Origin of the sequence: Nocardia huaxiensis, assembly GCF_013744875.1 — a bacterium.
GTDB classification, from domain to species: Bacteria; Actinomycetota; Actinomycetes; order Mycobacteriales; family Mycobacteriaceae; genus Nocardia; species Nocardia huaxiensis.
Map to the genome: position 1 here is coordinate 2,980,357 of NZ_CP059399.1, position 26,148 is coordinate 3,006,504.

The 26,148-nt window shown below is 67.5% G+C and carries 27 protein-coding genes and 1 tRNA gene; 15 read left to right on the forward strand and 13 right to left on the reverse strand.

Features of this window, described 5'->3' with window-relative positions:
* Positions 1-6: 6 nt before the first annotated feature.
* The 4 genes from H0264_RS13300 to H0264_RS13315 form a co-directional block, all read right to left on the reverse strand.
* On the reverse strand, positions 7-333 hold the full coding sequence (locus tag H0264_RS13300; RefSeq protein ID WP_181584238.1) for a hypothetical protein: 327 nt from the start codon (positions 331-333) through the stop codon (positions 7-9).
* Positions 334-341: 8 nt separating this feature from the next.
* Positions 342-566 (reverse strand): hypothetical protein, encoded by a 225-nt coding sequence (locus tag H0264_RS13305; RefSeq protein ID WP_181584239.1) that lies wholly within the window; start codon positions 564-566, stop codon positions 342-344.
* Positions 567-717: 151 nt separating this feature from the next.
* Positions 718-2,013, reverse strand: coding sequence for a D-arabinono-1,4-lactone oxidase (locus H0264_RS13310; RefSeq protein WP_181584240.1), 1,296 nt, complete (start codon positions 2,011-2,013; stop codon positions 718-720).
* A gap of 33 nt (positions 2,014-2,046) precedes the next feature.
* Complete coding sequence (locus tag H0264_RS13315; protein WP_181584241.1) at positions 2,047-2,727, reverse strand: TetR/AcrR family transcriptional regulator; 681 nt, start codon at positions 2,725-2,727, stop codon at positions 2,047-2,049.
* Positions 2,728-2,841: 114 nt separating this feature from the next.
* On the opposite strand from H0264_RS13315, the gene H0264_RS13320 reads away from it, so the two are divergent.
* Entirely contained in the window at positions 2,842-4,338 is a 1,497-nt protein-coding gene (locus H0264_RS13320) for an MFS transporter (protein ID WP_181584242.1), read from the forward strand.
* Positions 4,339-4,423: 85 nt separating this feature from the next.
* Here H0264_RS13320 and H0264_RS13325 read toward each other — a convergent pair whose 3' ends face one another.
* Positions 4,424-5,563, reverse strand: a complete 1,140-nt coding sequence (locus H0264_RS13325) for a lipase family protein (protein WP_420832091.1) — start codon at positions 5,561-5,563, stop codon at positions 4,424-4,426.
* 184 nt (positions 5,564-5,747) lie between these two features.
* Between H0264_RS13325 and crcB the strand changes: the two genes are divergently transcribed.
* The 6 genes from crcB (at position 5,748) to H0264_RS13355 (ending at position 10,641) form a co-directional block, all read left to right on the forward strand.
* Entirely contained in the window at positions 5,748-6,158 is a 411-nt protein-coding gene (gene crcB / locus H0264_RS13330; protein WP_181584243.1) for a fluoride efflux transporter CrcB, read from the forward strand.
* Between the two features lie 72 nt (positions 6,159-6,230).
* Positions 6,231-6,575: a DUF190 domain-containing protein gene (locus H0264_RS13335; protein ID WP_181584244.1), complete on the forward strand. Its 345-nt coding sequence runs from the start codon at positions 6,231-6,233 to the stop codon at positions 6,573-6,575.
* Positions 6,572-6,934, forward strand: coding sequence for a fluoride efflux transporter FluC (locus tag H0264_RS13340; protein WP_181584245.1), 363 nt, complete (start codon positions 6,572-6,574; stop codon positions 6,932-6,934). The genes H0264_RS13335 and H0264_RS13340 overlap by 4 nt, the downstream gene beginning before the upstream one ends.
* A 47-nt stretch (positions 6,935-6,981) precedes the next feature.
* A complete protein-coding gene (pgm, locus tag H0264_RS13345; RefSeq protein ID WP_181584246.1) occupies positions 6,982-8,622 on the forward strand; it encodes a phosphoglucomutase (alpha-D-glucose-1,6-bisphosphate-dependent) in 1,641 nt (546 codons plus the stop codon).
* Positions 8,615-9,841 carry an MFS transporter gene (locus tag H0264_RS13350; RefSeq protein WP_181584247.1) on the forward strand — a complete coding sequence of 409 codons (1,227 nt, stop codon included), beginning with the start codon at positions 8,615-8,617 and terminating at the stop codon, positions 9,839-9,841. The genes pgm and H0264_RS13350 overlap by 8 nt, the downstream gene beginning before the upstream one ends.
* A 62-nt stretch (positions 9,842-9,903) precedes the next feature.
* Positions 9,904-10,641, forward strand: coding sequence for a DsbA family protein (locus H0264_RS13355; protein ID WP_181584248.1), 738 nt, complete (start codon positions 9,904-9,906; stop codon positions 10,639-10,641).
* 184 nt (positions 10,642-10,825) lie between these two features.
* Here H0264_RS13355 and H0264_RS13360 read toward each other — a convergent pair whose 3' ends face one another.
* On the reverse strand, positions 10,826-12,766 hold the full coding sequence (locus tag H0264_RS13360) for a DUF222 domain-containing protein (RefSeq protein ID WP_181584249.1): 1,941 nt from the start codon (positions 12,764-12,766) through the stop codon (positions 10,826-10,828).
* A 127-nt stretch (positions 12,767-12,893) separates the two neighbouring features.
* Here H0264_RS13360 and H0264_RS13365 point away from each other — a divergent pair.
* From H0264_RS13365 to H0264_RS13375, 3 genes are all read left to right on the forward strand, one after another.
* A tRNA-Ala gene (locus tag H0264_RS13365) sits at positions 12,894-12,966 on the forward strand.
* Between the two features lie 95 nt (positions 12,967-13,061).
* Positions 13,062-13,292 carry a ribbon-helix-helix domain-containing protein gene (locus tag H0264_RS13370; protein ID WP_181584250.1) on the forward strand — a complete coding sequence of 77 codons (231 nt, stop codon included), beginning with the start codon at positions 13,062-13,064 and terminating at the stop codon, positions 13,290-13,292.
* Complete coding sequence (locus H0264_RS13375) at positions 13,289-13,732, forward strand: PIN domain-containing protein (RefSeq protein ID WP_220139970.1); 444 nt, start codon at positions 13,289-13,291, stop codon at positions 13,730-13,732. Before H0264_RS13370 ends, H0264_RS13375 begins: the two co-directional genes overlap by 4 nt.
* A gap of 21 nt (positions 13,733-13,753) precedes the next feature.
* Here H0264_RS13375 and H0264_RS13380 read toward each other — a convergent pair whose 3' ends face one another.
* The gene (locus tag H0264_RS13380; protein WP_181584251.1) at positions 13,754-14,317 is read right to left on the reverse strand and encodes a PadR family transcriptional regulator; all 564 of its coding nucleotides are present in this window, start codon (positions 14,315-14,317) and stop codon (positions 13,754-13,756) included.
* A 124-nt stretch (positions 14,318-14,441) separates the two neighbouring features.
* Between H0264_RS13380 and H0264_RS13385 the strand changes: the two genes are divergently transcribed.
* From H0264_RS13385 to H0264_RS13395, 3 genes are read left to right on the forward strand one after another with little or no spacing between them, the layout of a single operon-like run.
* The gene (locus H0264_RS13385) at positions 14,442-14,858 is read left to right on the forward strand and encodes a nuclear transport factor 2 family protein (protein WP_181584252.1); all 417 of its coding nucleotides are present in this window, start codon (positions 14,442-14,444) and stop codon (positions 14,856-14,858) included.
* 60 nt (positions 14,859-14,918) lie between these two features.
* Positions 14,919-15,740 (forward strand): SGNH/GDSL hydrolase family protein, encoded by an 822-nt coding sequence (locus H0264_RS13390; protein WP_181584253.1) that lies wholly within the window; start codon positions 14,919-14,921, stop codon positions 15,738-15,740.
* The gene (locus H0264_RS13395) at positions 15,740-16,423 is read left to right on the forward strand and encodes a TetR/AcrR family transcriptional regulator (protein WP_220139971.1); all 684 of its coding nucleotides are present in this window, start codon (positions 15,740-15,742) and stop codon (positions 16,421-16,423) included. Before H0264_RS13390 ends, H0264_RS13395 begins: the two co-directional genes overlap by 1 nt.
* Positions 16,424-16,476: 53 nt before the next feature.
* Here the strand turns inward: H0264_RS13395 and H0264_RS13400 are convergent, their stop codons facing one another.
* The 5 genes from H0264_RS13400 to H0264_RS13420 form a co-directional block, all read right to left on the reverse strand.
* Positions 16,477-17,817: a lipase family protein gene (locus H0264_RS13400; RefSeq protein ID WP_181584255.1), complete on the reverse strand. Its 1,341-nt coding sequence runs from the start codon at positions 17,815-17,817 to the stop codon at positions 16,477-16,479.
* A 269-nt stretch (positions 17,818-18,086) separates the two neighbouring features.
* Positions 18,087-18,473 carry a hypothetical protein gene (locus tag H0264_RS13405; RefSeq protein WP_181585520.1) on the reverse strand — a complete coding sequence of 129 codons (387 nt, stop codon included), beginning with the start codon at positions 18,471-18,473 and terminating at the stop codon, positions 18,087-18,089.
* Positions 18,474-18,523: 50 nt separating this feature from the next.
* Positions 18,524-19,936, reverse strand: coding sequence for a sensor histidine kinase (locus tag H0264_RS13410; RefSeq protein ID WP_181584256.1), 1,413 nt, complete (start codon positions 19,934-19,936; stop codon positions 18,524-18,526).
* 46 nt (positions 19,937-19,982) lie between these two features.
* Positions 19,983-20,753: a sigma 54 modulation/S30EA ribosomal C-terminal domain-containing protein gene (locus tag H0264_RS13415; protein WP_231082973.1), complete on the reverse strand. Its 771-nt coding sequence runs from the start codon at positions 20,751-20,753 to the stop codon at positions 19,983-19,985.
* Positions 20,754-20,884: 131 nt separating this feature from the next.
* On the reverse strand, positions 20,885-22,402 hold the full coding sequence (locus tag H0264_RS13420; protein WP_181584257.1) for a flavin-containing monooxygenase: 1,518 nt from the start codon (positions 22,400-22,402) through the stop codon (positions 20,885-20,887).
* A gap of 130 nt (positions 22,403-22,532) precedes the next feature.
* Between H0264_RS13420 and H0264_RS13425 the strand changes: the two genes are divergently transcribed.
* Positions 22,533-23,528 (forward strand): AurF N-oxygenase family protein, encoded by a 996-nt coding sequence (locus tag H0264_RS13425; protein WP_181584258.1) that lies wholly within the window; start codon positions 22,533-22,535, stop codon positions 23,526-23,528.
* A gap of 3 nt (positions 23,529-23,531) precedes the next feature.
* On the opposite strand, the gene H0264_RS13430 is transcribed toward H0264_RS13425, so the two are convergent.
* The gene (locus H0264_RS13430; RefSeq protein ID WP_181584259.1) at positions 23,532-24,728 is read right to left on the reverse strand and encodes a 3-ketosteroid-9-alpha-monooxygenase, oxygenase component; all 1,197 of its coding nucleotides are present in this window, start codon (positions 24,726-24,728) and stop codon (positions 23,532-23,534) included.
* A 208-nt stretch (positions 24,729-24,936) separates the two neighbouring features.
* Between H0264_RS13430 and hsaA the strand changes: the two genes are divergently transcribed.
* A complete protein-coding gene (gene hsaA, locus H0264_RS13435) occupies positions 24,937-26,100 on the forward strand; it encodes a 3-hydroxy-9,10-secoandrosta-1,3,5(10)-triene-9,17-dione monooxygenase oxygenase subunit (RefSeq protein WP_181584260.1) in 1,164 nt (387 codons plus the stop codon).
* The last annotated feature ends 48 nt before the right edge of the window (positions 26,101-26,148 follow it).

The following is a 26,148-nucleotide window of genomic DNA, read 5'->3' on the forward strand; positions in this document are numbered from 1 at the left end:
CAGGACCTAGTTGATCCGGGTCTTGATGTTCTCGACGATCTCGTTGAGGGCCTTCATGACGTCGGCCGCCGCGCCTTCGAGATTGGCGCGCACCTGATCGAGGGCCTTCTGCAGATCCTCGGTGCTGAGTTTGTCGGCGAATGCCTTTGCCATGTCGGCGAATTCGGCGGCCGCGGTGCTCGCCTTGTCGGCGAGTTCGGCGGCGGTGGCGCTGGCCTTCTCGGCGAGCTGTCCCGCCGCGTCACCGGCCTTGTCGGCGAGACCCCCGACGGTCTCGCTGACATTCTCGGCGAGTTCGTCGGAGGTGGCCGTGAGGTTGTTGTCCTCTGTCACGTGGTCGCCTACTGCCCGCTGCCGCCGAACTTGTCCTTCATGTTCTGCATGGCATCGTCGGTTTTGTCCCGCGCCTCATTGGCCATGTTCTTGGCGTCGTTCTTGGCCTTGTCGGTGGCGTCGTGGAATTTCGACTCGAACTCATCGGCCTGATCTTCGATCTTCTGGCCCATGCCTTCGGCCTTTTCCTTGGCCTTGGCGGCCATCTCCTTGGCCTTGTCCATCAGAGACATCGAAACCTCCCTAGGTGTGTCACGCCCGGGGTCCGGGCGTGCATGCGGGGTACTTCGACGAGCCACAGCGATTGTTCAGCAAACAATCGGTGTACGCCTATCGTGGCGATTTCTGGTGGACGGTGTCAACTCACGGGACAGATGTTGCAGGTCAGCCGACCGGTCCGAGCACCCGTTCGATGTAGCTGTTGGTGAACCGGCCCTTGGGATCGAAGCGCCGGCGGACTTCGGCGAACCGATCCCACTCCGGGTAGCGCCCGCGCAGCGTCTCGGCGGTCTGGAAGTGCCGCTTGCCCCAGTGCGGGCGGCCGTCGTACTTGTCGAACACGGCCTCGCAGGCCCGGAAATACGGCTCGTACTCCATGCCCTCGTACTGGTGCACCGCGATGTAGCAGGTGTCGCGGCCACCGGCGGGGGAGAGGAAGGCGTCGTCGGGGGCCACCCAGCGCACCTCGATCGGCATCGGGGTGTCGAAGCGCGCCGCGACCTGTTTGATCTCCCGGATCGCGGCCACCGAATGTTCGCGCGGGATGGCGTATTCCATCTCGGTGAACCGGAACAGTCGCGGGCTGGCGAAGACCTTGTAGGACCGCTCGACCTGACGCCGGTAGCTGCCCGCATACGCCGCGCCGCGCTGCACCCACGGAATGAGGGTGGGATTGCGCCGGGTGAGCCGGCACAGCGCGTCGAAGGTGTAGTTGGTCATGAGGATGTCGGAGAACCAGTCGACGGCCTTGCCGCGCGGCTGTTCGGGCAGGTCGACGGCATTGTTGCGCTTGGTCATGGCGAGCGGGCTGTGCGCGAACATGTAGAACTCGAAGTGCTCGTTACCGTCGACGTGGGTGTCGAGATCGGCGAGCACCTCTTCCACGGGCACGGGCCGTTCGATGCCCTCGAGCACGAACGACGGCACCATCTGCAGGGTGACGGCGGTGACCACGCCGAGCGCGCCCACATTCACCCGCGCGGCGCGCCAGCCGTCCGGATCGGTCTCCTCGTTGAGTTCCACCGTGCTGCCGTCGGCCAGCATGAGTTCGACGGATTGCAGTGCGGCGGACAGGTTCTGGAGCTTCGCGCCGGTGCCGTGCGTGCCGGTGGCCGTCGCGCCCGCGATCGACTGCACGTCGATGTCGCCGAGGTTCGGGAAGGCGAGGCCGAGCGGGTGCAGGGCATTGCTCGCGGCGTTCAGGGTGATGCCGGCTTCCGCGCGGACCAGGCCGGTGGCCCGGTCCACGGACAGGATCCGATCGAGCTTGTTCAGCCGCAGCATGGTGCCGTCGGTGAGGACGGTATCGGTGAACGAGTGGCCCGATCCGGCCACGCGGACGGTGTGCCCGGCCTGTTCGGCGCGGGCCAGGGCGTCCGCGATTTCCGCGGGTGAGCTCGGTTCGGCGATGGACGCCGGAGTGCAGCTCTGATCTCCGGCCCAGTTCACCCAGTTGGTCATGTGACCAACTTTAAACCGTGAGTGTGAGACGCGCTACCGTTTCCGGCACGCGTGCATGGCCTGCTTGGCCCTTTCCACCTCGTCGTCGGTGAGCGCGGGCTGGGTGAGCGGCAGCCGTTCCACGCTGTCGCCGCGCACGCCGTTGAGGATCAGGGCCATGTAGCGCCGCCACACATCGGGATTCACCGAGCGGGCGAAGCCGGCCACGCCGTCGACCATATTGACCATGCCGAAGAAGTCGGTGGTCTCGATCTCCGGCTGCAGCACCCCGGCCTGCTTGGCGCGGCCGATGACGGCCTCCATGCCCGGGCGGATGCGATCCCGCATGCAGGTGAAACGGTCCATGCTGTCGTGCAATTCGAGGACCACCTCGCCGAAGCCACGGTTGGCGGCCATGTGCTTGCAGGAGTACTCGAACAGCTCCACCAGGCCCTGCCAGGGGTCCGGGTGGTGCAGCGCGGTCTCGACCTGCTCGCCGAGTTCATTGACCATCTGGTCGAAGACCTCGGAGATGAGCTCCTGCTTGTTCGCGAAGCGGCGGTAGACGGTGCCGACGCCGACGCCGGCGCGCTCGGCCACATCGTCGAGGGTGACCTCGAGTCCGCGATCCGCGAAGAGCTCGCGGGCGGCAGCAATGATGCGCTGCTGGTTGCGCGCGGCGTCGGCGCGCAGACGCCGAGGTGGCGGGGCGGTGGTGACGTGATTCACACCCATATCCTAACAACAATCGGGATTAAGTGGAGGAGTTATCTCCGTTTTGCTGGTAGCTTGCAATACATGAAACGGAGATTAGACCTCCGTTAATCCTAGGGGACGAGGAAAATCACCATGACCACAACTCTCGAGAAAGACGTGGCTGCTCCGGCCGGCGCCGGTCGCCGCGGATCACATGCCATGCGCTGGTGGGTGCTCGCCGTCCTCGGCGTCGCCCAGCTGATGGTCGTGCTCGACGCGACCGTCGTGAACATCGCGCTGCCCGAGGCGCAGCTGGATCTCGGGTTCTCCAATGCCGACCGGCAGTGGGTGATCACCGGATACGCCCTGGCCTTCGGCAGTTTGCTGCTGCTCGGCGGACGCCTGTCCGACCTGTTCGGGCGGCGCACCACCTTCATCGCCGGACTGGTCGGCTTCGCCGTCGCCTCCGCCGTGGGCGGCGCGGCCGCCAACTTCGAAGTCCTGGTCGCCTCGCGCGTCGCGCAAGGTGTGTTCGGCGCGCTGCTCGCGCCCGCCGCGCTGTCGCTGCTGACCGTGACCTTCACCGAACCTTCCGAGCGCGCAAAGGCTTTCGGCATCTTCGGCGCCATCGCCGGCGCCGGCGGCGCGCTGGGCCTGCTGCTCGGCGGCGCGCTCACCGAATGGGCGTCGTGGCGCTGGGTCATGTACGTGAACCTGGTCTTCGCCGCCGTGGCGCTGGTCGGCGCGATCCTGCTGCTGGCCAAGCACACCAACACCGGCGATCGGCCGAAACTGGACGTGCCGGGCACCGTTGTGGTGACCGCCGCGCTGTTCGGCATCGTGTACGGCTTCTCGCACGCCGAGAGCGACGGCTGGACCAATGGCGTCACCCTCGCCTTCCTCATCGGCGGTGCGGTGCTGCTGGCAGCGTTCTTCGCCATCGAGGCGCGGGTCGCGCATCCGCTGCTGCCGCTGCGCGTGCTGCTCGACCGCACCCGCGGCGCGTCCTACCTGACCGTGTTCTCCACGGCCATCGGCATGTTCGCCATGTTCCTGTTCCTCACCTACTACATGCAGCAGCAGCTGGGGTACACCCCGATCGTGACCGGTGTGGCCTTCCTGCCCATGGTCGCGGGCATGATCGCCTCCTCCACCACGACGCCGTCGCTGCTGATGCCGCGCGTCGGACCCAAGGTGACCGTGGTGGTGGGCATGCTCATCGCCGCGCTCGGCATGCTGCTGCTGACCCGCATCGGCGTCGACACCGCCTACGCCACGCACATCCTGCCCAGCCTCATCCTGATGGGCGTCGGCCTCGGTATGGCCATGTCGACCGCGTTCACCGGCGCCACCTCCGGCGTGCACCACACCGACGCGGGCGTGGCCTCGGCCATGGTCAACACCAGCCAGCAGGTGGGCGGTTCGATCGGCACCGCACTGCTGAGCACGCTGGCGGCGACCGCGTTCACCGACTCCGTCGGCGCGCAGCAGCCGAGCCCGGGCGTCCTCGCGCAGGCCGCGGTCGACAGCTACACCACCACCTTCGGGTGGGCGGCCGGCATCTTCCTGGTCGGCGCCATCCTCACCGGCATCGTGATGCCGAGCAAGGTGCCCGTCCCGGCGGAGGGGGAACCGGTTCTGGCGCACTGACTTCCGCGTCCCGCATAGGAGAAGGCCCCCGCTCACGTCGGTGAGCGGGGGCCATTTCCTTGTCTACTCCCCAATGCCGCTGAGGTCAGCGGCAATTCGACGGCGGGGCGAGGCCCGCGAAACGGTCGGAGAGGTAGCCGACCGCGTTGATCGCACCCGGGAAGATCGCGGTGCCGTGATCGGTGCCCGGGATGACGTCGAACAGCACGGGTGTTCCCGAGGCGCAGTAGCGGCCCGCGGTGCCCATGGCGAGATCCAGTGGCACCTGGTCGTTACCGCCGTGCCACATGTACAGCGGCGCGCGCGGAACGCCCGGGTAGATCTCCATGGCGTTCTCGTGGAAGGTGTGGATGAGCGTCGGGTCGTTCTCCATGCCGAGGTGGAACACCTCGCTGATGCTGTGGCCCGCGCCGACCGAGATGATGTCGTCCACACAGGAATTGGCCATCCGGTCGCGCATGGCGAAGCCGGCCGGGGTGAGAGCCCGGTCCAGCGGCAGCTCATCCGGGTATTCGCGTTCCATGCCGATGGCCACCGCGAAGCCGAGCCCGAACAGCGGGTGCGGCGCATTGCCATTGGCGATGGCGATCTTGCCCGGATTCACCGGCGTGCCACCGATGGCCGCACCGACGATGGGCAGTTCGGGGGCGTACTCGGAGGCGAGCACCGTGGCGAAGCCGGTCGACATGGCCCCGCCGGAGTATCCGGCAAGTCCCACAGGGGAACCCGCGAGCCGGGCCGGGCCGAAGCGCAGTGCCGCGCGGACGCCGTCGAGGGTGATCTGCCCGCCCAGTCGGGCCGCTCCGTACGCGCTGGTCGGTCCTAGGTGATCCGGCACGGCGATCGCCCACCCGCGCGCCAGCAGCAGGTTCAGCGCGGATGCCTCCTTGAGGCTCCCGTCGAACAGGCTGTGCGAGGGCGCGCATTGCATCCCAAGCGAATTCACGAACGGCTGATACGACACCAGCGGTCGCGGCCCGCCGCCGCCCGGCACGATGAGCGTGGTGACCGCCGCGATCGGCCCGCCGGAGGAGTTGGTGGAGCGGAACAGCAGCTGCCACACCGTCGATCCGGCGAATCCGTGCGCGGGCACCACGCGGGCGTTGAGCACGTCGCCGGGCGCCGCGCCGTCGAGACCCGGTGGGGCGGCGTAGAACCCGTCCGCATCGGGAAATGGATAGACCGCCGAGTGCGCGGCCGGCGCCGCGGCCATGGCCGCGATCATGACCGTCACCGCTCCGACGCCCTGTACCAGCACCCTTCTGATCGATTGGCGCACCGCCAACTTGGCTCCTCGAGGCCGATGGGACAACACCGGGCAAGCCGCACTATCCTCGCAGTTCCCGGGTGTTGTTCGGGCTCAGCAACACGCCGAATAGCAACTAATTGGCAAACTGGAGAGGAGGGCGGTGGGCAGGAAAGCCGGCGGCAGCGACGCCGCCGTCCTCGCGGTCATCGCCCTCGGCGGCGGCACGGGTGCGCTCGCGCGCTACGGCGTGAGCCTGTGGGTGCCGGACAGCGGCGGAATTGCGTGGTCCACGTTGGCGGTCAACGTGATCGGCTGTTTCGCCATCGGCGTGCTCATGGTGTGCATCACCGAGATCTGGGTGGCGCACCGGCTGCTGCGGCCCTTCCTCGGTATCGGCGTACTGGGCGGTTTCACCACCTTCTCCACCTATGCGGTGGATGTTCGTAGACTGCTCGAATCGGGCCGGCAGCTCGCTGCGCTCGGATACCTCGGGGGAACGGTGGCGGCGGCGCTGAGCGCGGTGGTGCTCGGGGTGAGCGCGACGCGATGGTGGACGCGAAAGACACGGTGAGAACGGCGCGGCGTACGGCGATTCGGGAATTGCACGGTAAGTATCGATAAGCACGGCGATTGGGGGCAGGCGATGAGTGAAGCGGAACCGCGCTGGCGACCGGCGTCGCGGCTGACGGTCCTGCTCGGCGAGGACGATCGGTGGCAGCGCAAACCCCGCTACCACGAAATCGTGTTACGTGCCCGCGATGCCGGATTGGCCGGGGCGAGCGTGTGGCGCGGCGTCGAGGGCTACGGCGTCTCCTCGCAGATCCACACCACCCGGCTGCTCGATCTGGCCGAGCGGCTGCCGGTGCTGGTGATGATCGTCGACGACACCGATCGGCTGCGCGCCTTCGTGGAATCCCAAGCCGAGCTGCTGGATTCGCTCACGGTCACGCTCTCGCCCGTCGAGGTGTGGGACGGAGTGCGACGGTGACGGCGGTACTCGTGGTCGTCGGCGGCATGCTCGGCGCCCCCGCCCGATATCTGGTGGATCGCGCGGTGGCCCGTCGATTCGATAGTGTCTTTCCTCTGGGCACATTGGTGGTGAACGTCTGCGGGTCGATGCTGCTGGGCGCATTGATCGGTGCGGGAGCGAATCATTGGCTGCTCGCGACCGCGGGAGTCGGCTTCTGCGGTGCGCTGACCACGTTCAGTACGTTCGGTTATGAAACGGTTCGACTCGTCGAGGAGGGCGCTTACAGCTATGCGATGGCGAACGTCGTGATCGGCGTATCGGCAAGCCTGGCCGCGGCCTTCCTCGGTGGCTGGCTCGGACAGCAGGTGTGGCCATGATTCTCATGACCAGCCGGGCACAGGCGATACGGAAGGGAGGTGCGAGCATGGCCCACGATCGAGCCGGACGACCGGCACGGGCCACGGACCTCGAGGACATCGCGCATCTGGTGACCGCGTACTACAGCCAGATTCCGGATCCGGCCGATCCCGCGCAGCTGGTGTCCTTCGGCACCTCCGGGCATCGCGGATCGAGTCTGGACTGCGCGTTCAACGAGGCGCACATCCTGGCGATCACGCAGGCGATCGTGGAATACCGGGCCACGCGCGGGATCACCGGGCCGGTGTATCTGGCGCGGGACACGCACGCGCTGTCCGAACCCGCCTGGACGACGGCGCTGGAAGTGCTGGCCGCCAATGACGTCACCGCGGTCATCGATGCGCGCGACCGGTACACGCCCACACCGGCTTTGAGTCACGCCGTGCTGCGGCACAATCGCGGCGGCACGCGGCATCAGGCCGACGGCATCGTGGTGACGCCCTCGCACAATCCGCCGCGCGACGGCGGCTTCAAATACAACCCGCCACACGGCGGACCGGCCGACACCGTGGCCACCGACGCCATTGCCGCGCGCGCCAATGAGCTGCTGCGCAACGGGCTTTCGGAGGTCAAGCGCACGAGCCTGGCCCATGCGCTGGCCACCAAGGTGGAGCGCTACGACTATCTCGATCGCTACATCGGGGACCTACCCAACGTGCTGAACCTGGATGCCATTCGCGGCGCCGGGATTCGGCTGGGCGCGGACCCCATGGGCGGCGCGTCGGTGGACTACTGGGAGGAGATCGGGCAGCGCTACGACCTCGAGCTCGAGGTCGTCAACCCGTTCGTCGATCCCACCTGGCGGTTCATGACACTGGACAGCGACGGCCGGATCCGGATGGATCCCTCCTCGCGGTACGCCATGGCTTCGCTGGTCGCCATTCGCGACGACTACGACATCTCCACCGGCAACGACGCGGACGCGGACCGGCACGGGATCGTGACTCCCGATGCGGGACTGATGAATCCGAACCACTACCTGGCCGTGGCGATCGAATACCTGATCGCCAACCGCATGGGCTGGGACGCGCTCACCAAGATCGGCAAGACCGTCGTGACCTCCTCCATGATCGACCGCGTGGTCGGCGTGCTGGGCCGCGACGTGTACGAGGTGCCGGTCGGCTTCAAATGGTTCGTGCCCGGATTGTTCAGCGGCAGCCTGGCTTTCGGCGGCGAGGAATCCGCCGGAGCGTCGTTCCTGCGCATGGACGGCACCGTGTGGACCACCGACAAGGACGGCATCCTGCTCGCCCTGCTGGCCGCGGAGATCACCGCCGTCACCGGGCAGAGCCCGTCCACCCGCTACGCCGAACTCGAGAAGCGCTACGGCTCACCGGCGTACACCCGGGTGGACGCGAACGCCACCGCGGAACAGAAATCGCGGCTCGCGGCGTTGACGCCGGACATGATCACCGCGACAGAGATCGCCGGGGAACCCATCACCGGTATTCAGACCCGCGCCCGCGGCAACGGGGCGGCGCTGCACGGCGTCAAGGTCGTCACCGAGAACGCCTGGTTCGCCGCGCGGCCCTCCGGCACCGAGGACAAATACAAGATCTACGCGGAATCGTTCCAAGGCCCCGAGCACCTCGCACAGGTGCAGGCGGCGGCGGAAGAAGTGGTGGGACGGGCGCTATCCGGTGAGTAGAACTTCCGGGCCCACCGCCCAGCGTCACAAGGTTCCCGTCGAAATCTGGGTGCTGGTGGGCTCCGCCTTCACCATCGCCATCGGATTCGGCCTCGTCGCACCGGCTCTGCCGCAGTTCGCCCGTAGTTTCGGCGTGGGCGTCGCGGCGGCCTCGTTCATCGTGAGCGCCTTCGCGTTGATGCGGCTGCTGTTCGCGCCCATGAGCGGCAAACTCATGCAGCGGCTCGGCGAACGGCCGGTGTACCTCACCGGGTTGATCATCGTCGCCGTGTCGACCGGCGCGTGCGCTTTCGCCCAAACCTATTGGCAGCTGCTGGTTCTGCGGTCCTTGGGCGGCATCGGCTCCACCATGTTCACGGTGTCCTCGCTGGCGCTGGTGATCCGCATGTCCCCGCCCGCCGAACGCGGTCGCATCTCGGGCATCTACTCCACCAGCTTCCTGATCGGATCGATCGCGGGGCCGCTGGTCGGTGGCGCGCTGTCCTGGCTGGGGTTGCGTGCGCCGTTCATCATCTACTGCGTGGCGCTGCTGATCGCGAGCCTCATCGTCTATGTGGCGCTGAAGGATTCGCCGCTGGTGCAGCCGGAAACCGTGCACGGCATGAAGGTCATGACCTTCCGCGACGGCCTGGCGCGCCGCGAATATCGGGCCGCGCTGTGGTCCAACTTCGGCAATGGCGCAGCGGTTTTCGGCGTGCGCATGGCGTTGGTGCCGTTGATCGTCGTGGAAGTCCTGGACGAGGGCGCGGGCATGGCAGGCATAGCCCTCACCGTCTTCGCCATCGGCAATGCTGCGGTCCTGTTCCTCTCCGGCCGCTGGTCGGACCAACTGGGCCGCAAGCCTTTCCTGATCACCGGCACCCTGATCTGCGCGGTCGGCACAGCCGGTCTGGGCCTCGCCCCCAACCTGGCCTGGTTCCTCGTCGCCTCCTGCGTCGCCGGCATCGGCTCCGGCGTCTTCTCTCCGGCCCTGCAAGCCTCGGTCGCCGACATCGTCGGCCCCAACACTCGTGGCGGACCCGTTCTGGCCGGCTACCAGATGTCCGCCGACCTGGGCACCTTCCTCGGCCCGTACGCCATCGGCCTGCTCGCCGACCACGTCTCCTACGGGCTGGCGCTGGGCGTCACCGGCGTCCTGCTGGCCTCGGCCTCCGCCGCCTGGGTCTTCGCTCCGGAAACCCTGCGGCGCAAGGAGCCCGCGGTCTCGGCCCCGGCTTGACGCGTACCCGAATTCGGCCCCGATGGGACCGGCGGCGGGTCGCATCGGGCAGAGTGGTGGCCGTGAGCAAACCGTCTTCGAAGCACACCCCGCAGCCGGTCTCCAGCCGGACCACCTACGCGCTGGGTGCTCTCGCCCTGGTCCTCCTCGCCGTGATCGTGTTCGCGGTGTACCGGTGGAATCAGGGCAGCGATCAGCCCCGCAACGACGGGTACGGTTCGGTGCACGACGCGGCGGTGAGCGTGGCCCTGGACTCCGACGGCGCGATCGTGCTGGGCAAGCCCGGCGTCGCGAAAACCATTGAGATCTTCGAGGATCCGATCTGCCCCGCGTGCGGGAATCTGGAGCGCATCTACGGGCAGGAGATCGCTCAGCAGCTGGACGAAGGCAAGTTCGCCGTCCGCTATCGGCTCGTGAGCTTCCTCGACGGAATGTCGAAGAGCAAGGACTACTCGACTCGCGCCGTAGCGGCCAACGAATGCGTGGCGCAGGCGGGCGACGGCCGGGTGTACTCGAAGTTCCACGAACTGCTGTTCACCACGAAGCAGCCGGAGGAACGCGGGAACGACCACGACAACCAGGCCCTGGCCGCCATCGCCAAGGAGGCCGGCGCCTCCGACGACGTCGCACGCTGCATCACCGGCGGCCAGCGCATCGACACCGCCCGCAATCACGCCGAAGCGGCCATGAAGGCCCTGGAGGGCAAGCTCGGTGACGATGCCGGGACCCCGTCGATCTTCATCGACGACAAGCGCATCGACTGGCAGAACGACAACTGGGTGCTCGACGCCGCCAAGTAGCGAAGTCGATCCGCTGGGGCAGGGGGAACAGGTCGGGGGTGGGGTGCGGCCCTGCAGGGGGTACACGGGTGGACCGCACCCCGGGAGGAGCCGCGCTGGGTGCGTGGCTCCCTGGTCTGGCTCCCCGGCCGATCGCGCCGCCGGCTGGTTCTCGGCTGGTGTGGTGGTTGGGATATGTTGTGGCTCAGCCGTTTACGGCGCGGGCCGGGGTGTCGGGGATGTCGTTTTCCGGAGTGCAGCGGGAGAGCTGGGGGTGGATGAGGATGTGGTCGTCGACCGGGTAGGAGAGGTCGGCGGTGAAGGGGAGCGGCTGGGCGGGGGGTTCCACCGGGTCGGCGACCGCGCGTAGCGGGGTGGGGGTGGGGGCGTCGATGTCGGTGTGGGGGAACAGGTATCGAGCGCCTTCGCGGACGGTTTCGTGCGATTCGCCGGACGGGTCGATCCAGCGCATGCGGTCGGAGTCGGCGAGGTAGACGCGCCAGGGCTGTTTTCCCTTGTCGGCCAGCATCTTCAAGCGGTGGTGGTGGGTGCAGAGTACAGCGCGGGAGGCCGCGCCGGGGCCGCTTGTCAGGCTCGGCGGTAGCGGGCCGAACTGCGCCAGCACCGTTTCGGCGGCGGGCATTCCACAGTTGGGGAAGCGGCACATGCCGTCGACCGCGCGGATCTCCCGCGGCGGCGAAGCCGAGAACGGCCGCACCACAGCGGGTTTCTCCAGTTCACCGGCGCGTTCCCACGGTGCGGGCGCTGCGGATCGACGCCGCTGGTCCGGGCTCGCCTCCTCCCGCGCCGTCACTGCTCCAGCCCGCTCGGCCGCCGACGGCTCACCGACTCGATTCCGTGCGGGTCGCCCGGTCGAACTGTCCGGCTGGGCGGGTTCTTCGGCTCGGCCACCATTCCGCCGCTTACCCGGATGCTGTGACGCTTCGCCTGCCCGGTCCCGCTGCACTCGCCCGAACTGGGGACGATGCAGTGCCGAGGCGTCACCAGGCTGGTCCGGTGATGCGGTATCGGCGCTGTCCTGTGCTGGGCGAGTGGTGGATTCGGCTGTTGGTTCCGGTTCGGGGGAGTGGGTTGCTCGTGTGGTGCGAGGCCGATCTTTGTGTGGTGCGGCGGGTTCGGGGGTGGTGAGACGGGTTTCCGATGCGGGACCGGGTGGTGCGTCTTCCCCCGAGCCGGACTGCGGCGCTTCGCCTTCGGAGGTGGGTGCGGCGTCGGCGGGGAGGAAGTATTCCGGAATGACCTGGAAGCGGGCATGTTCGGCGATGGTGCGGGCGAGGGCGGCGTCGATCGGGCCGTAGCCGGCGAGGTAGCCGGGGTCGTCGCGCAGGCCGAGGAGGGTTTCGGCGGGGACGCCGATGTGGATGAGCGGGCGGCGGGGGTTGGCGGGAGCGCCGGATTTGGGGCAGTACTTGCCGTGGCCGCAACCGCAGCGCAGGCGGCCGGACCCGTCGGCGAGGGCGACCAGGGCGTCGGCGCGGCGCTGCGGCATGCTGCGCGGGTCGTCTTCACAGACCTGCAGGCTCATTTCACGCAGGCGCATGGCCAGGGTTTGGGCGCCGGCTGCGGGGAGGAGGCCGTCGAACACCGCCATACCGTCCTGCATGGCCCGAATACGAATATCGCGGTCGTCCTCGCGTTCTTCGCGCCGCCGCTGCTCGCCCTCGGGGTCGAGCCGCGCGACCCACCGCCGCGCCGTCTGCCGCAGGCGGGCCGGATCCGACCGTTCCGCGGCCTCGATCAGCTTGGGCTCCAAGGCTTCTCGCACATCCGCCGGCAGACCCCGCATGCTGTCGGTGATGACCTGAACCCGCGACAGATCGATCCGCCCCGCCCCGAACGCCTTCCGCGTCAGCGGTAGCGAATCCAACGCCAGCCCGAGATCGATCATGGCCGTGGCCACCCCCTCCGAAACTCGCACCGCCACCGCCACCTCGGTGGCCGCGAACTCCCCGGCCCGCACCCCACCCGGCCCCGGCGCCGCATTCCCCGCCCGATGCCGCCGATACACCTCCCGAACGGCCGTGACCTCCGCCGCCTGCGCGAACGCCGCCGCCCCATGTGCCCGCCGCAACGCGTCGATCAGCTCCCCATCGCCCATGTCCTCCACCTCTCTGCTGTCGAACATACGTTCGAGCCTACGCCGAGAAGATCGCACACACCACCCCCTATCCAGGCGATTTGGTTAGTCCCGCGCGTGTCGTGTAACTTCGTTCAGGCAAGCGGGGCACGCCCCGCGAGCGAAAACTGAACACGGGGCTATGGCGCAGCTGGTAGCGCACCACACTGGCAGTGTGGGGGTCAGGGGTTCGAGTCCCCTTAGCTCCACAGCAATACAGAGCCGCAGGTCATCGACCTGCGGCTCTGTTGCATTTCTGGCAATGCACGAACCCGCCGGGTGCCCTACGCGGTACCCTACGTTCATGAAGGCAAAGACGAGCGTGTACCTCGACACCGAGCAAGCTGCCCGTCTGAAGGAGGCGGCAGAGGCGACCGGGCGATCCGAGGCCGACCTTATCCGCGAGGGGATCGACCTCGTATTGCTGCGAGCGCACAAGGTCCGCCGCACCCGTCCGCGGCCGTCGTTCGATTCCGGGGATCCGGAATTCGCTGCCAACAGTGCGGACATGCTTGGCGAGGCATACGGCAGGTGAGCTTCTTCATCGCCGACACCTCCGCCATCATCGCCGCTTACGATCGTGCCGCGGAACTGCATGAGCAGGCTCGCGAATACCTCGACACGTCCGTCGCCGTTGTCTCGCCCCTTGTCCTCGACGAGGTCGATCATCTGCTTATAGCCCGATTCGGAAAGGACCGCCGGACGGCCGATCTTGTACTCGACGACCTGCTCACCTCGGCGGAGGAGGGCGAGGTGCTCGTTCCGGTCGTCGACCGTGACGACCTCCGAGTGGCCCAGAAGATCATCGAGCAGTACCGCGGCCTCCGGCTCGATCTGGCTGATGCGGTCAATGTCGTGCTGGCCGAGCGGTATCTCACCAACGACCTACTGACGTTGGACGAGAAGGATTTTCGCGCGATCCGGCCGTTGACGTCCGCTCATCGGTCGTTCCGGCTTCTGCTCCAGGACGACTGAACGGCCGATCGTGGCGGGGTGCTATGCGGGTGCGGTGATGCGCCGATCGATCGCCGCGAGGGCGAACTCGGACCAGCGAATGTTCTCCTGTTCGAAGGAGATTCCGCGTAGCAGTGTCAGGTACGGGCCGATGCGGTCGGCCTCGGCGAGGTAGGCCTGTTCGCTGCGGCCGTTGAGCAGTCGGGTGCGCAGGCGTTCGTAGCGGGCCAGTTTCGCTTTCGACCACGCCATCCGTTCGGCGATCGAGGCTCGGACCGACGGGGCGTCCTCGGCGGTCATGGCCTGGACCTTCACCATCATCTCGTCGCGGATGGCGGTGGGTTTGGCTGGTGTGTCGATGAATTCGCGCAGGGCGGCGTGCCCGGCCGCGGTGATGGTGTGCAGGCGCTTGTTGGGGCGGCGCTCCTGCTGGACGACCCGGGTTTCGATGAGGCCGTCGGCGGCCATGCGCTCGAGTTCCTTGTACAGCTGCTGCGGGGTTGCCATCCAGAAGTTCGCGACCGAGGCGTCGAAGCTCTTGGCCAGCTCATAGCCGGACGCCTCGCCGTCGAGCAGGGCGGCCAGCACCGCGTTACGTAGCGCCATCCGGTCAATCTAGCACGGTTGTAGATTAGTCAAATATTTGTCTGTGCGGGCCTGGACGGCTCGGAGATCGCCAGCTACGGTTCGAGTCACCTATTCAACTAATTGAGTATGAGAGGTGAGGGGCATGCATCCCTTCCGAGCGGCCGTGGAGGCCCGCGACGAGGCGGCGATCGAGGCGCTGCTGGCCGACAATGTGGTGTTCACCAGCCCGGTGGCGTTCCAGCCGTACCCGGGCAAGGCGATCACCGCGGCCATCCTGCGCGGCGTGCTGCGCGTCTTCGAGGACTTCCGTTACGTGCGGGAGATCGCCGACGCGGGCGGGCGTGACCACGCGTTCGTATTCGAGGCGACCGTGGACGGCAAACAGATCACCGGCTGCGACTTCCTGCATTTCGACGCCGACGGCAAGATCGACGACTTCATGGTCATGGTGCGCCCGCTGTCGGCGGCCCAGGCGCTGGCCGCGCGCATGGGGGAGCAGTTCGACCGGATCAAGGCCGAGGCCACCGCGCAACTCGAGCGCGCGGCGACACATCCGTGAGCGATTACGACGCCATCGAGGCCGAGTTCCCGCGTGGTGGGGGTGGAGTTGCGCGGCGTCATGTCTGCTGACCGTGAGCGGACCTCCGCATCCGGCGTCTACGCGCGGTACGTCGCGCTGGGTGACAGCCAGACCGAGGGTGTGGGTGATGGCGATGATCTGACCGGGTTGCGCGGCTGGGCGGACCGTCTGGCCGAACGGCTCGCGGTGCTGAACCCTGAGCTGCGGTACGCGAATCTTGCGGTGCGCGGGAAACTCTCGCACGAGGTCCGCGCCGAGCAACTGGACGCGGCTCTGGCCTTGGAGCCCGATCTCGCCACCGTCCTGGTCGGCGTCAACGACCTGCTGCGACCCGGATTCGATCCCGACGAGGTCGGCGAACACCTGAACGCCATGTTCGCGGCCCTCACCGCCGCCGGGTCGGTGGTGGCCACGCTGACCGTTCCCGACATCACCCGCATCACGCCCTTGGCTCGGCCGATCAGTGGCCGCGTCACCGCACTCAATCAGCGCATCCGGCTCTCCGCCGCGCGATACGGCGTGCTCGTCGCCGAAACCGCCGATCACGCCGTCGTCACCGATCCCCGGTTGTGGAGCGTGGATCGCCTGCACGCCGGGCCGCTGGGACATCAGCGCATCGCCGATGCCGTCGCCCAGGTTCTGGATCTGCCCGGCACCGATGACACCTGGACCCAGCCGCTGTTGCCCGCTCTCCGGAAACCCCGCACCGCCATCGCCGCGTGGAACGAATTGCACTGGGCGGCAACCTTTCTCGGACCATGGTTCGGCAGGCGCATGACCGGGCGGTCCTCCGGCGACGGGCGTGCCGCCAAACGGCCGCAGCTCGCGCCCGTCCGCCCAGGAGTCACCGGGCCACGCTGATGGGGGAGGCCGGGATTGGTAGCGTGGTTTTCGACCGATTGATCGATTTCTACCGGGGAGCGGTGGTGGCAGGGACTCGGCGGACGCAGGCGGAGCGGGTGGCCGAGACGCGGGGGCTGCTGATCGACGCGACGATTCAGACCATTGTCGAGGCGGGGTACGCGCGGGTGACGGTCAAGGAGGTGTGCCGGCGCGCGGGGGTTTCGCACGGTGGGTTGTTCGGCCGGTTCGAAACATTGGCCGATCTGGTGGCGGCCGCGGCGGCGGAAGTCGGTCGGCGGTTGATGGCGAAGTTCGTCGCGAGTATGGAACAACTGCCCGATCGCGGTGACGTGAGCGCGGTTTTGGCACTGTGGCGTGATGCCGCACGCGATCCGCTCAATACGGTCTGGCTGGAGCTGACAGTTGCCGCGCGCACGGATTCCCAACTGCGCGAACGACTTCAGTCCGTGCGAGCGGATTACGCGAGCGCGATGCTGAAGAGCGGCAGCGAAATGCGGGCGGTGCGGGGGCTGCCGCCGGAGCGGATCTTCGTGCTGGGCTCGATCGTGGGGACGCTGTTCGACGGTGATGCCATCCATTCGGGGCCGTTTCCGCAGCCGGAGCTGGACGCGCCGCGGTTGGAAGTGCTCACCGCGATGATGCGGCATTACCTCGAGAGTGAGCGATCGCCTCGAGAGTGAGCGCGGCCCCGCATGGCAGGCCGGGAGCGCACGCACACGCTCCCGGCGAGAACTCAACGGCCTGTTCCGAGCGCCTGCCCGAGCAGGGTCCGCAGGGCGGCGTCCACATAGTCCGGTAGGGCGGCCGCGCCGACGGGGTCGAGTGCGGTCGATGCGACGGTGGTGGTTGTGCAGCCCGCGGGCTGCACCGGCCCCGGCGTGGACAATGCCCGGTCGAGCCAGGCGAGAATGCCGCCCGCGCCGGTGAGTGCGACGATCCCGTGGCTGCCGATCACCGAATCCGGTACCGCGTCACGCACATAGGTGATGGACGCGCCCCGCGCGCAGTAGTTCGCCACCAGATCGTCCACGGCGGCAATCGAACTCACTTCGTCGTGGACGCCGTTGAGCACATACAGCGGCGTGGTCGGCACGGCTGCCCCGCGTGCCCGCGCGGTGATGGCCGCACCGATGACCGGATCGGCCAGCGCCTCGTCCAGCGAGGTCGACAAGAGTTCGTTCACCGTGCGAAACCGGTTGGCGCTCACCGTGGTCGCGGTGCAGTTCAGCGCTGCCGCCGCGACTTCGGCGCGGCCGAGCGGAGAGAGATGCCGGTCGAGGTGTTCGGCGAATTCGGGGGAATCCTTCGCCATTGCCGCCATGCCGATCGGTATCAGCCCCGCGGTGTACCGGCCGTCGGCGCTTCGCATGGCGGCGCCGAAATCCTGCACCGGCGCACCGATCGCGGCGCCGGCGATATTCAGCTCCGGCGCGTACGCGGGCTGCACTTCCGCCGCCCAACTGGTGGCGACCCCGCCGCCGGAATATCCCCACAGCGCGACCTCGGTGTCGGCGCCGGGCAGCCCGAGCGGCGTGAAGCTCTCGGCGGCGCGAATGCCGTCGAGCGTGGTGTAACCCATGAGGCGCGGTGTCAGGAAGTGATTGTCGATGCCACCCGGGTCGGGAACGGCGACGGCCCAGCCTTTGGCCAATCCTGTTGCCGCCAAAGCGACTTCATAGGGGACGGTGGAGCGCCCCGATTGCTTCGAAACATCCGCCGGGTCGGTGACGCCGCCCGCGATCATCGAATACGACGGCATGCATTCGCGCTGGATCGCGTCGTATGCCATCTGATAGGACAGCAGTGGACGGGTTTGCACCGGCCCCTCCGGAATCATGACCGTCGTGACCGAGGCGTAGGGCCGCCCGTCTCCGTCGGTGGTCCGGTAGAGCAGCTGCCATGCCTGGACCCGCAATGGAAATTGTTGCAGGGCTTTGACCTGTACCGCGCGGGTCCTCAAAATCGTTCCGGGCGAGAGCATCTCGTACCCCGCCGGCGGCTGGTAGAAGTCATCGGCCACCTCGGCGGAGACCGATACCGGGGCGGCGAGGCTGAATCCGACGGCCAACAGCACGCTTGCGAGCAGTGGCGACCGGCTGCTCCGCCGTCGTCGGCCTGTCCGGAAAACGCTGTCTCTCAATGGTTTTGCGAAGAACCGGCTGGTTCGCCCCTGTAGCTTCATCTGTCCCACTTCTCGATCGCCTGGTGACCGGCTGTCCATCGGTGACCCGATGTTCTCCACCGGCGATCCGGGACGCTACGGGAGGGCGCGCCGGAAATCAATATTTCGATCGTTCGCAATATATCTGAGCGAACGAGCCGCGGACACGGCTGGTGGTCAGGTCAGGGCGCTGCCGCGATGGCGAGGCCGATCAGGGCGACGACCTTGCCGGCCTCCAGCCCGACATACCAGTAGTGCGCGCGGGAGCGCGGTGCTTGCTCGCCCGCGAGCACCCGGTCGGAGCGGCGGGTGAGGGGAGGCCGGACCGCCGCCAGCTGGAGGGTCAAGATCGTGACGGCGCCGGCGAGCCACCACCACGTGGCGTTGCCGGGACGCACCACGGCGGCCGAGACGAGCAGCAGGACGGCGATCACGGTCTCGGCGATGTTCAACGCTCGGAACACGATTCGCCCGATTCCCAATCCGAGTGGGATCGTGATGCCCGGCGCCCGGAACTTCAGCGGCGCTTCGAGGAACGAGATCGCCAGGACCATGCCGAGCCAGAGCATGGGCAGGAACCACAGCAGGTGCTGCGCAAGGGATTTCACGATCACTGACGCTACCCGGGTGCGCAGTCGTCGCCAGGGTCCAATGTCCCTGTTTCGCGGGCGTCTTGGTCGCTGCCGGCCGAGGCCGGCCAGGCGTGGGTGGTGTGCAGGTCGAGGATGGAGGTGCGGATTTCGTGCACGACGTCCTGCAGCTCGTCGATGACGTCGGAGAGTCGTTGCCGCACCTCGGGCGAGTGCGCGCGGGAGATCGTGGTCTGCAGGCTCAGCCCGGCCGCGAAGAGTCGCTGGATGACGTGATCGTGCAGATCGCGGGCGATGCGGTCGCGGTCGGTGAGGATGTCGAGTTCGCGCATGCGCTGCTGGGCGCGGGCCAGCCGGATGGCCACCGCCACCTGCTCGGTGAACGCCGCGGCCAGTTCCAGGGTTTCGTCGGAGTACGGTGGCGCGTTCTGGGGGCGCACCATGACCAGCACGCCGTGCGCCGAATCGGGTGTGCGCAGCGGCAGAATCAGCGTCGGCCCCGGATCGGTGAGCGGTTTCCCCAGGTCGATGTCGCGGGCGTCGTCGAACCGCAGCGGTGCGCCCGCGGCGAAGGCGCGGCCGATCGCCGTGCCGACGACGTCGACGACCGCGGCGCTCGGTCCGTCACCGGGGCCGGACCAGTGCGCGATACGGAGTTCGGCGATCTCCTCGGGTGTCTGCTCGGGATCGTCGGTCAGGGCGAGGAAGGTTCGCTGTGATCGGGTGAGCCTGCGGGCGTGTTCGACCAGTCGCGCCAGTACGGCGCCCGGGTCGGTGCCGGCGAGGAACTCGGTGGCGATGTCGCGGGTTGCCTCGATCCACGCCTGGCGCGTGCGGGAGGACTCGTAGAGGCGGGCATTGTCGATGGCGATCCCGGCTGCGGCGGCCAGTGCCTGCACGAGCACCTCGTCGTCCTCGGTGAAGGGCTGGCCGTTGGATTTCTCGGTGAGATAGAGGTTTCCGAAGATCTCGTCGCGGATGCGGACCGGCACACCGAGGAAGCTGTGCATCGGCGGGTGGTCCTCGGGAAATCCGACCGCGGCGGGATGCCTGGCGAGATTCTCCAGCCGGATCGGTTTGGGCTGGGTGAACAGCAGGCCGAGCACGCCGTGCCCGTGGGGTAGGTCTCCGATGCGCGTACGCGCGGATTCGTCGATGCCCGCGTAGACGAACTCGGTCAGCCGGGTGTCCTGCCCGCGCACGCCCAAGGCCCCGTAGCGGCAGTCGACCAGGGCGGTGGCGGACTGCACGATGGTGCGCAGCGTGTCGTCGAGATCCAGCCCCGAGGTGACGGTGAGCATGGCGTCGACCAGCCCGTCCATCCGGTCGCGGGCGTCGATGATCTGCTCGATGCGGTCCTTGACCTCGGCGAGCAGTTCACGTAATCGCAACTGGGACAGGGTTTCACGGACCGAATAGGCGTCGCTGGGCTGGGCGGTCATCTCGGCTGTTCTCGTACTCCGTTCGGGCGGCGGGCGCCACGGGTCGTCACTGGGCGGCGGTGTCGGCCGCCGGCGTGACGAGGGTGAGGCCGGCGTCGTAGCGGCGGTACAGCAGGTGTCCGCGACCGGTGTCGCGATCGGTGTAGAACAGGAATGGCAGCCCGTGCTCACACAGCCGTGCTGCCGCCGCGTGTTCGGGCGATACCGGCGCCGGGCGCGGGTTGATCGTCAGCACGCTCGGGTCAGGTTGCGGCCGTGGGGGATTCACGTGGTACTGCCGGGCGAGTTTCAGGCCGCTGGGGCCCGCGCGATAGACGATCGCGTCGTCGCCGGTCTCGGCGTCGGTGAACAGGTGGACGTCGTAGTCCATGGCGTCCATGATCCGTGCGGCGGCCAGCGGCTCCAGGACCCGCAGTGGAACGGATTTCCGGCGCGTGATGCTGCCGGGACCGGGGGTGGACAGCGCACGCCGGGAATCATCGGGCCAGGGGCGGGGATGCCAGGGCCGGGCCAGGGCGTGCAGCTGCCGTTCCAGGCGCTGCACCGCGGGCAGGATATTGCTGTGTCCGTTCGTGAGGGCCTGTATGCGCGCCGGGTGCTCGCAGAACCTGAGATTGGCCTGCACCAGCATCGGGCCGTTGTCGCAATTCGCGGCGGCGAGCCGCACGTGCGCGCCGCCGACGACGTGGAATTTGTCGAGCATTCGTCCGACCGCACCCGAGACGCGTTCGCCCTCGAGCAGCCGTACGCGACCTCGGGCGATGACGACGATGTCGGGGTATGTTGCCGACGACCATGCTTCTGCCGGGCGCAGCACGTGTGGTTCTCCTCTTCTCGGCACGGAAATTCCGTCGTTCGCCAGCGTCGGTGGTCGGTCCCGATCGAGATAGGGCCCAAAGTCCCTCCCTTGCTTCGGCGAAGGACTCTCGCCCGCTCGCGACGCGGTGCTCAGGCGGTGTGCTGTGGTGCGTGTGCGCTCGCCGAGCGGGTTCGGGCCGTCCCGGCCGCTGTGCCGTCGAAGGTGAGGATGCCGTCCTCCAGCGGTGCGTCGCGGAGCAGGTCGCGGTCACGGAAATAGTTGTTGATCACCTGCCATGGACCGCGGGTGCCCTGCCGGGGCATCACCGCGTCACCGCGCCGGATGTAGCCGGAGGTGAGCACATCGCCCATGACCGATTGCTGCGAGCGGTCGCCGGCCTCGGCCTCGGCCACCACCGTCGTGAATCCGCGCGCTCGCATGTAGGCGAGGATCCGGCAGAAGTATTCGGCTGCCAGGTCGGCCTTGAGCGTCCAGGAGGCGTTGGTGTAGCCGAGCACGACCATCGCATTGGGCACGCCGTCGATGAGAGTGCCTTTGTAGAGCACCTTTTCGCGGGTGTCGACGGGTTCGCCGTCCACCGCCAGTGTCGCTCCGCCGAGCATCTGCACGGTCAGGCCGGTCGCGCTGATCACGATGTCGGCGGGCAGTTCCCGGCCGGAGGCGAGCCGGATGCCCGTCTCGGTGAAGGTGTCGATGCGGTCGGTGACGATGGATGCCCGGCCACTGCGCAGTGTTTTGAACAGGTCGCCGTCCGGGACGACGCACAGCCGCTGATCCCAGGGGTTGTAGCCGGGAGTGAAGTCGCGCATGTCGGCGTCCTGGCCGACCTGCCGCCGGACCGCCGTCAGCAGCGCCTTGCGGACCAGTCCGGGGAAGCTGCGAGAGAGCTGATAGCTGATCCGCTGCAATGCGATATTGCGGGCGCGGCTCGCTCGATAGGCCAGCGCGGCAGGCAGTTTCGCCATTTTCATGGCGACGGCCACCGGATCCTCGGCGGGCAGGGAGGCGATGTAGGTGGGGGAGCGCTGCAGCATGGTGATGTGCGCGGTGTCGGCGGCCATCGCCGGGACCAGGGTGATGGCGGTGGCGCCGCTGCCGATCACGACGACGCGCTTGCCGCGGTAGTCGAGATCCTCGGGCCAGTGCTGCGGATGCACGATGCGGCCGCGAAAGGTCTTCTCGCCGGGGAATTCCGGCCGGTACCCGTGGTCGTAGTCGTAGTAGCCGGTGCAGCCGACGAGGAAGTCCGCGGTGTAGGTCTCGGTCTCGCCGGTCTGCTCGTCGATCGCTTCCACCGTCCACATGCCTTGCGCGCTGGACCAATTCGCGGTGAGGACTTTGCGTCCGAAGCGAATGTGCTGTGGCACGCCGTATTCGACGGCGGTGTCCTCGATGTACCGGCGGATGGCCGGGCCGTCCGCGAGGACCGTGGTGCCGGGCCAGGGCCGGAAGTCGTAGGCGAAGGTGCAGACGTCGGAGTCGGAGCGGATGCCCGGGTAGCGGAACAGGTCCCAGGTGCCGCCGATGGCGGTGCGGCGCTCCAGGATCAGGTAGCTGTGTCCGGTCCGGGCCCGGGTGAGATGGCAGGCCATTCCGATGCCGGACAGGCCCGCGCCGATGATCAGTACGTCGACATGCCGCGTCATTGAGGTCTCTTTCGTGTGGTCGGATCCGGGGGTTCGGCCGGATTGTCCAGGGACGGTATCTGTGAACCTCGGTTACGTATAGTGACCTAGGACCCTATTCCGCCTGCGGCGCGGGAAGAACGCTGTGACCATGACATCTGTAGCCAAGACGCCCGATCCCGTTGTCGCCGAAGCGCAGGCGTACGCGGACAAACTCCTGCTGCTCTCGGAAGGATCGGTGCGCAAGCATTTCGATCCGTTCACCGATATCGATTGGGACAACCCGGATTTCGATGTCGATGCCGATCCGCGGCGGTGGATCCTGCCGGAGTCCGCGGATCCGCTGGGCCGCCACCCGTGGTACCTGGCGCTGCCCGAGGACCGCAAGATCGCCATCGGCAAGTACCGGCAGGCCAATATCGCCAAGGTGGGCCTGCAATTCGAATCCATCCTGATCAGCGGCATGCAGCAGCACGTCTTCGGATTGCCCAATGGCTCACCGGAATTCCGCTACTGCTCGCACGAGATGATCGAGGAGCACTATCACACGCTCATGTTCCAGGAGATGGTCAATCGCGTCGGCATCGATGTGCCGGGCATGGGACCGGTGGTGCGTCAGCTGCGGCACCTCGGCGTGCCGGTCGCCATCGCGTTCCCGAGCCTGTTCTTCATGGCGGTGTTGGCCGGCGAGGAACCCATCGACCACATTCAGAAGGATGTGCTGCGGTCGGGCGAGGACGTGCATCCGATCATGCGCGGGGTGATGGCCATTCACATCGCGGAGGAGGCGCGGCACATCTCCTTCGCTCACGAGTTCCTGAAACATCATGTGCCGCAGCGCACTCCGATGAGCCGATTCGCGGTCTCGATCGCCATGCCGGTGGTCATGTGGATCCTCGGCCGATCCATCGCGACGCCGCCCAGGGCCTTCTTCGCCGAGTTCGAGATTCCGGAGCGGGTGCGCAAGGAACTGTTCTACGGTTCGAAGGAGGCCAGGCAGGTCTTCAGCGACTACTTCGTCGATGTGCGGGCACTGGCCGCCGAGCTCGGGCTGATGAACCCGGTCGCCAAGCGGGTCTGGAAGCTGCTGGGCATCGACGGCCCGGCCAGCCGATACCGTTCGGCGCCGATTCGCGTCGTCGGCTAGCTCTCACGAGTCCGACGATGCGGGAGCGGATTCGCGCATCCTGCGCAGGTTCTCGGTGACCTCGGCCTCCCACGCCTCGTTGGCTTTGCTGGTGTCGACCTCGAATTCGAAGCGGCGCTGCGACTTCGGATCGATGTCGGCGACGTCGACGTAGAACTGCTCATACCAGCGGCGCAATTGGTAGATCGGGCCGTCGTCCTCGCAGAGCAGCGGATTCTCGATCTTGGACTTGTGCTTCCAGATCTCGACGTCCTGGAGGAATCCCGCACCGATGCCCTCGGTCATCTTGGCCGCCAGCCGGTCCGCCGCCTCGGCCGGTATCCCCGTGGGTTTCTCCAGGGTGATCCCGTACTGCAGGACGAAGGAGTCCTGTGTGACCGGGTAGTGGCAGTTGATCAGGACGCTGCGCACTTCGAATCCGCCGTAGACATTGGTCAGCGGGTTGATCATGTACGACGGCCCGAAGTAGGACGCCTCCGAGGTCAGCAGGGTGTCCCCGCCGTACTTCGCCGCCGTGCCGATGTCCGGGCGGCCCTTGGTCGCCAGATACTGGGTGGCGACATGTCCTTCGAAGACGGTCTTGAAGTGGGTCGGGAAGGCGTAGTGGATGTAGAAGAAGTGCGCCATGTCCACGATGTTGTCGATGATCTCGCGGCAGTTGGAGCCCTCGATCAGGATCGACTTCCAGGTCCACGGCGTCCAGGCGGGGTTGTGCGTCGCGGTGGATTCACCGTTGTCGTCGCTGTACGGTCCCGCGATGTGGGGGATGGCCGCTTCGGGCGGCGGCGGATTGCCCTCGTGGTCGTGCCAGACGAACAGCTGCCCATTGCGTTCCAGGGTGATCCAGGTGCGGGTGCGGGCCAGTGGCGGGACGCGGCGCGCGTAAGGGATGTCCTTGCATTTCCCGTCGCCGCCCCAGCGCCAGTCGTGGAACGGGCAGGCGACGTCATCGCCCTTGACCGTTCCCGTGGACAGGTCCCCGCCGAGATGCCGGCAGTAGGCGTCGAGCACCTGAACCTCGCCGCGACTGTCCGCCCAGACGACCAGCTTGGTGCCGAAAGCCTTGACCGAGTGCGGTTTACCGTCGCGGAAGCTGTCGGCGAGGCCCAGGCAGTGCCAGCCTCTGGCGTACCGGGTGGGCATGGTGCCCACGTCGATCTCGCGGACCCGCCGGCCGCGGCCCGGGGGATTCGTCGCCATCGCTCGCTCCTCGAAGTGTTGAAACTGGTTTCAGAACTGTGTCAGCTTCTGGTACCGGTCGACGTCGGTGCAATGGCCTAAAGGCCCTATTTTTGAGTAGTTTTCTCCACTTTCGCGACGCTCCGGCATTTCGGATTCTCATCTGGAACACGTTCTATTTCTGGTGGGCGAAACGTCCGCCGGCCGACAGTCAGGAGCACCCCGCGAGATGGCCCAGGAAATCATCGACCGCGTCGAGGCACTGCTGCCCGCTCTGCGTGAGCGCGCCCAGCACACCGAGGACCTGCGACGCATCCCGGAGGAATCCATCAAGGATCTGCAGGAGGCCGGATTCTTCACGCTCATGCAGCCACGCCAATGGGGCGGCTGCGCGTCGGACCCGGTCGTCTTCTACGACACCGTCCGCACGATCGCGAGCGCGTGTGGTTCCACCGGATGGGTGGCCGGCATCCTCGGTATTCACAACTGGCATCTCGCGCTGTTCGATCAGCGTGCGCAACAGGATGTGTGGGGCCGGGATTCCGATGCGCGGATCGCCTCCTCGTACGCGCCGATGGGCGCGGGCGCGCGGGTCGACGGCGGATACCTGGTGAACGGTGCGTGGGCGTGGTCGTCCGGCTGTGCGCACGCGGACTGGGTGGTCGTCGGCGGGCCGGTGCTCGAGGGCGGCGAAGCGGTGGACTTCGGCAGCTTCCTCATACCGCGCGCCGACTATCGGATCGACGATGTGTGGAATGTGGTCGGCCTGCGCGGCACCGGGTCCAACACGATCATCGTCGACGATGTCTTCGTGCCCGGACACCGTTTCCTCGGTTTCGCGACCATGGGTGCGTCGAGGTCGCCCGGACTGGAGCGCAATACCGATCCGGTCTACCGGATGCCCTGGGGCACAATCCATCCCACCACCATTTCCGCTCCGATCGTCGGCATGGCCTACGGTGCGCTGGCGGCGCACGTCGATCATCAGGGCACGCGGTTGCGAGCCGCCTACGCCGGTGAGCGCGCCAAGGACGATCCGTTCGGCAAGGTGCGGATCGCCGAGGCGGCCAGTGATATCGACGCCGCGTGGCGGCAGCTGTCCGGAAACGTCGCCGAGGAGTACGCGTACCTGGTGTCCGGCCGCAAGATGCCGTTCGACGTGCGGGCGCGCGCCCGCCGCGATCAGGTGCGCGCCACCGGCCGCGCCGTCGCCGCGATCGATCGCCTCTTCGAGGCCGCCGGCGCCACCGCGCTCGCGAACGAAACAGCGCTGCAACGATTCTGGCGCGACGCGCACGCCGGGCGGGTACACGCCGCCAATGATGCCGAGCGCGCCTATCTCATGTACGGCAATCACGCCTTCGGGCTGCCCATCGGCGACACGATGGTGTGAGCCGGATGCGGCCCGGCCCGGGATGCCGGGCCGGGCCGTGATCCCGGG

Excerpts from the sequence above, each read along its gene's own strand:
- H0264_RS13335 (WP_181584244.1), top strand. The coding sequence starts at position 6,231 with ATGAGTGAAGCGGAACCGCGCTGGCGACCGGCGTCGCGGCTGACGGTC.
- H0264_RS13310 (WP_181584240.1), bottom strand. The coding sequence starts at position 2,013 with ATGACCAACTGGGTGAACTGGGCCGGAGATCAGAGCTGCACTCCGGCG.
- H0264_RS13325 (WP_420832091.1), bottom strand. The coding sequence starts at position 5,563 with ATGATCGCGGCCATGGCCGCGGCGCCGGCCGCGCACTCGGCGGTCTAT.
- H0264_RS13420 (WP_181584257.1), bottom strand. The coding sequence starts at position 22,402 with ATGACGCGGCATGTCGACGTACTGATCATCGGCGCGGGCCTGTCCGGC.
- H0264_RS13385 (WP_181584252.1), top strand. The coding sequence starts at position 14,442 with ATGCATCCCTTCCGAGCGGCCGTGGAGGCCCGCGACGAGGCGGCGATC.
- H0264_RS13405 (WP_181585520.1), bottom strand. The coding sequence starts at position 18,473 with ATGCTCTGGCTCGGCATGGTCCTGGCGATCTCGTTCCTCGAAGCGCCG.
- H0264_RS13370 (WP_181584250.1), top strand. The coding sequence starts at position 13,062 with ATGAAGGCAAAGACGAGCGTGTACCTCGACACCGAGCAAGCTGCCCGT.
- pgm (WP_181584246.1), top strand. The coding sequence starts at position 6,982 with ATGGCCCACGATCGAGCCGGACGACCGGCACGGGCCACGGACCTCGAG.
- H0264_RS13390 (WP_181584253.1), top strand. The coding sequence starts at position 14,919 with ATGTCTGCTGACCGTGAGCGGACCTCCGCATCCGGCGTCTACGCGCGG.
- H0264_RS13380 (WP_181584251.1), bottom strand. The coding sequence starts at position 14,317 with ATGGCGCTACGTAACGCGGTGCTGGCCGCCCTGCTCGACGGCGAGGCG.
- H0264_RS13395 (WP_220139971.1), top strand. The coding sequence starts at position 15,740 with ATGGGGGAGGCCGGGATTGGTAGCGTGGTTTTCGACCGATTGATCGAT.
- H0264_RS13410 (WP_181584256.1), bottom strand. The coding sequence starts at position 19,936 with ATGACCGCCCAGCCCAGCGACGCCTATTCGGTCCGTGAAACCCTGTCC.
- H0264_RS13315 (WP_181584241.1), bottom strand. The coding sequence starts at position 2,727 with ATGGGTGTGAATCACGTCACCACCGCCCCGCCACCTCGGCGTCTGCGC.
- H0264_RS13320 (WP_181584242.1), top strand. The coding sequence starts at position 2,842 with ATGACCACAACTCTCGAGAAAGACGTGGCTGCTCCGGCCGGCGCCGGT.
- hsaA (WP_181584260.1), top strand. The coding sequence starts at position 24,937 with ATGGCCCAGGAAATCATCGACCGCGTCGAGGCACTGCTGCCCGCTCTG.
- H0264_RS13305 (WP_181584239.1), bottom strand. The coding sequence starts at position 566 with ATGTCTCTGATGGACAAGGCCAAGGAGATGGCCGCCAAGGCCAAGGAA.
- H0264_RS13425 (WP_181584258.1), top strand. The coding sequence starts at position 22,533 with ATGACATCTGTAGCCAAGACGCCCGATCCCGTTGTCGCCGAAGCGCAG.
- H0264_RS13430 (WP_181584259.1), bottom strand. The coding sequence starts at position 24,728 with ATGGCGACGAATCCCCCGGGCCGCGGCCGGCGGGTCCGCGAGATCGAC.
- H0264_RS13360 (WP_181584249.1), bottom strand. The coding sequence starts at position 12,766 with ATGTTCGACAGCAGAGAGGTGGAGGACATGGGCGATGGGGAGCTGATC.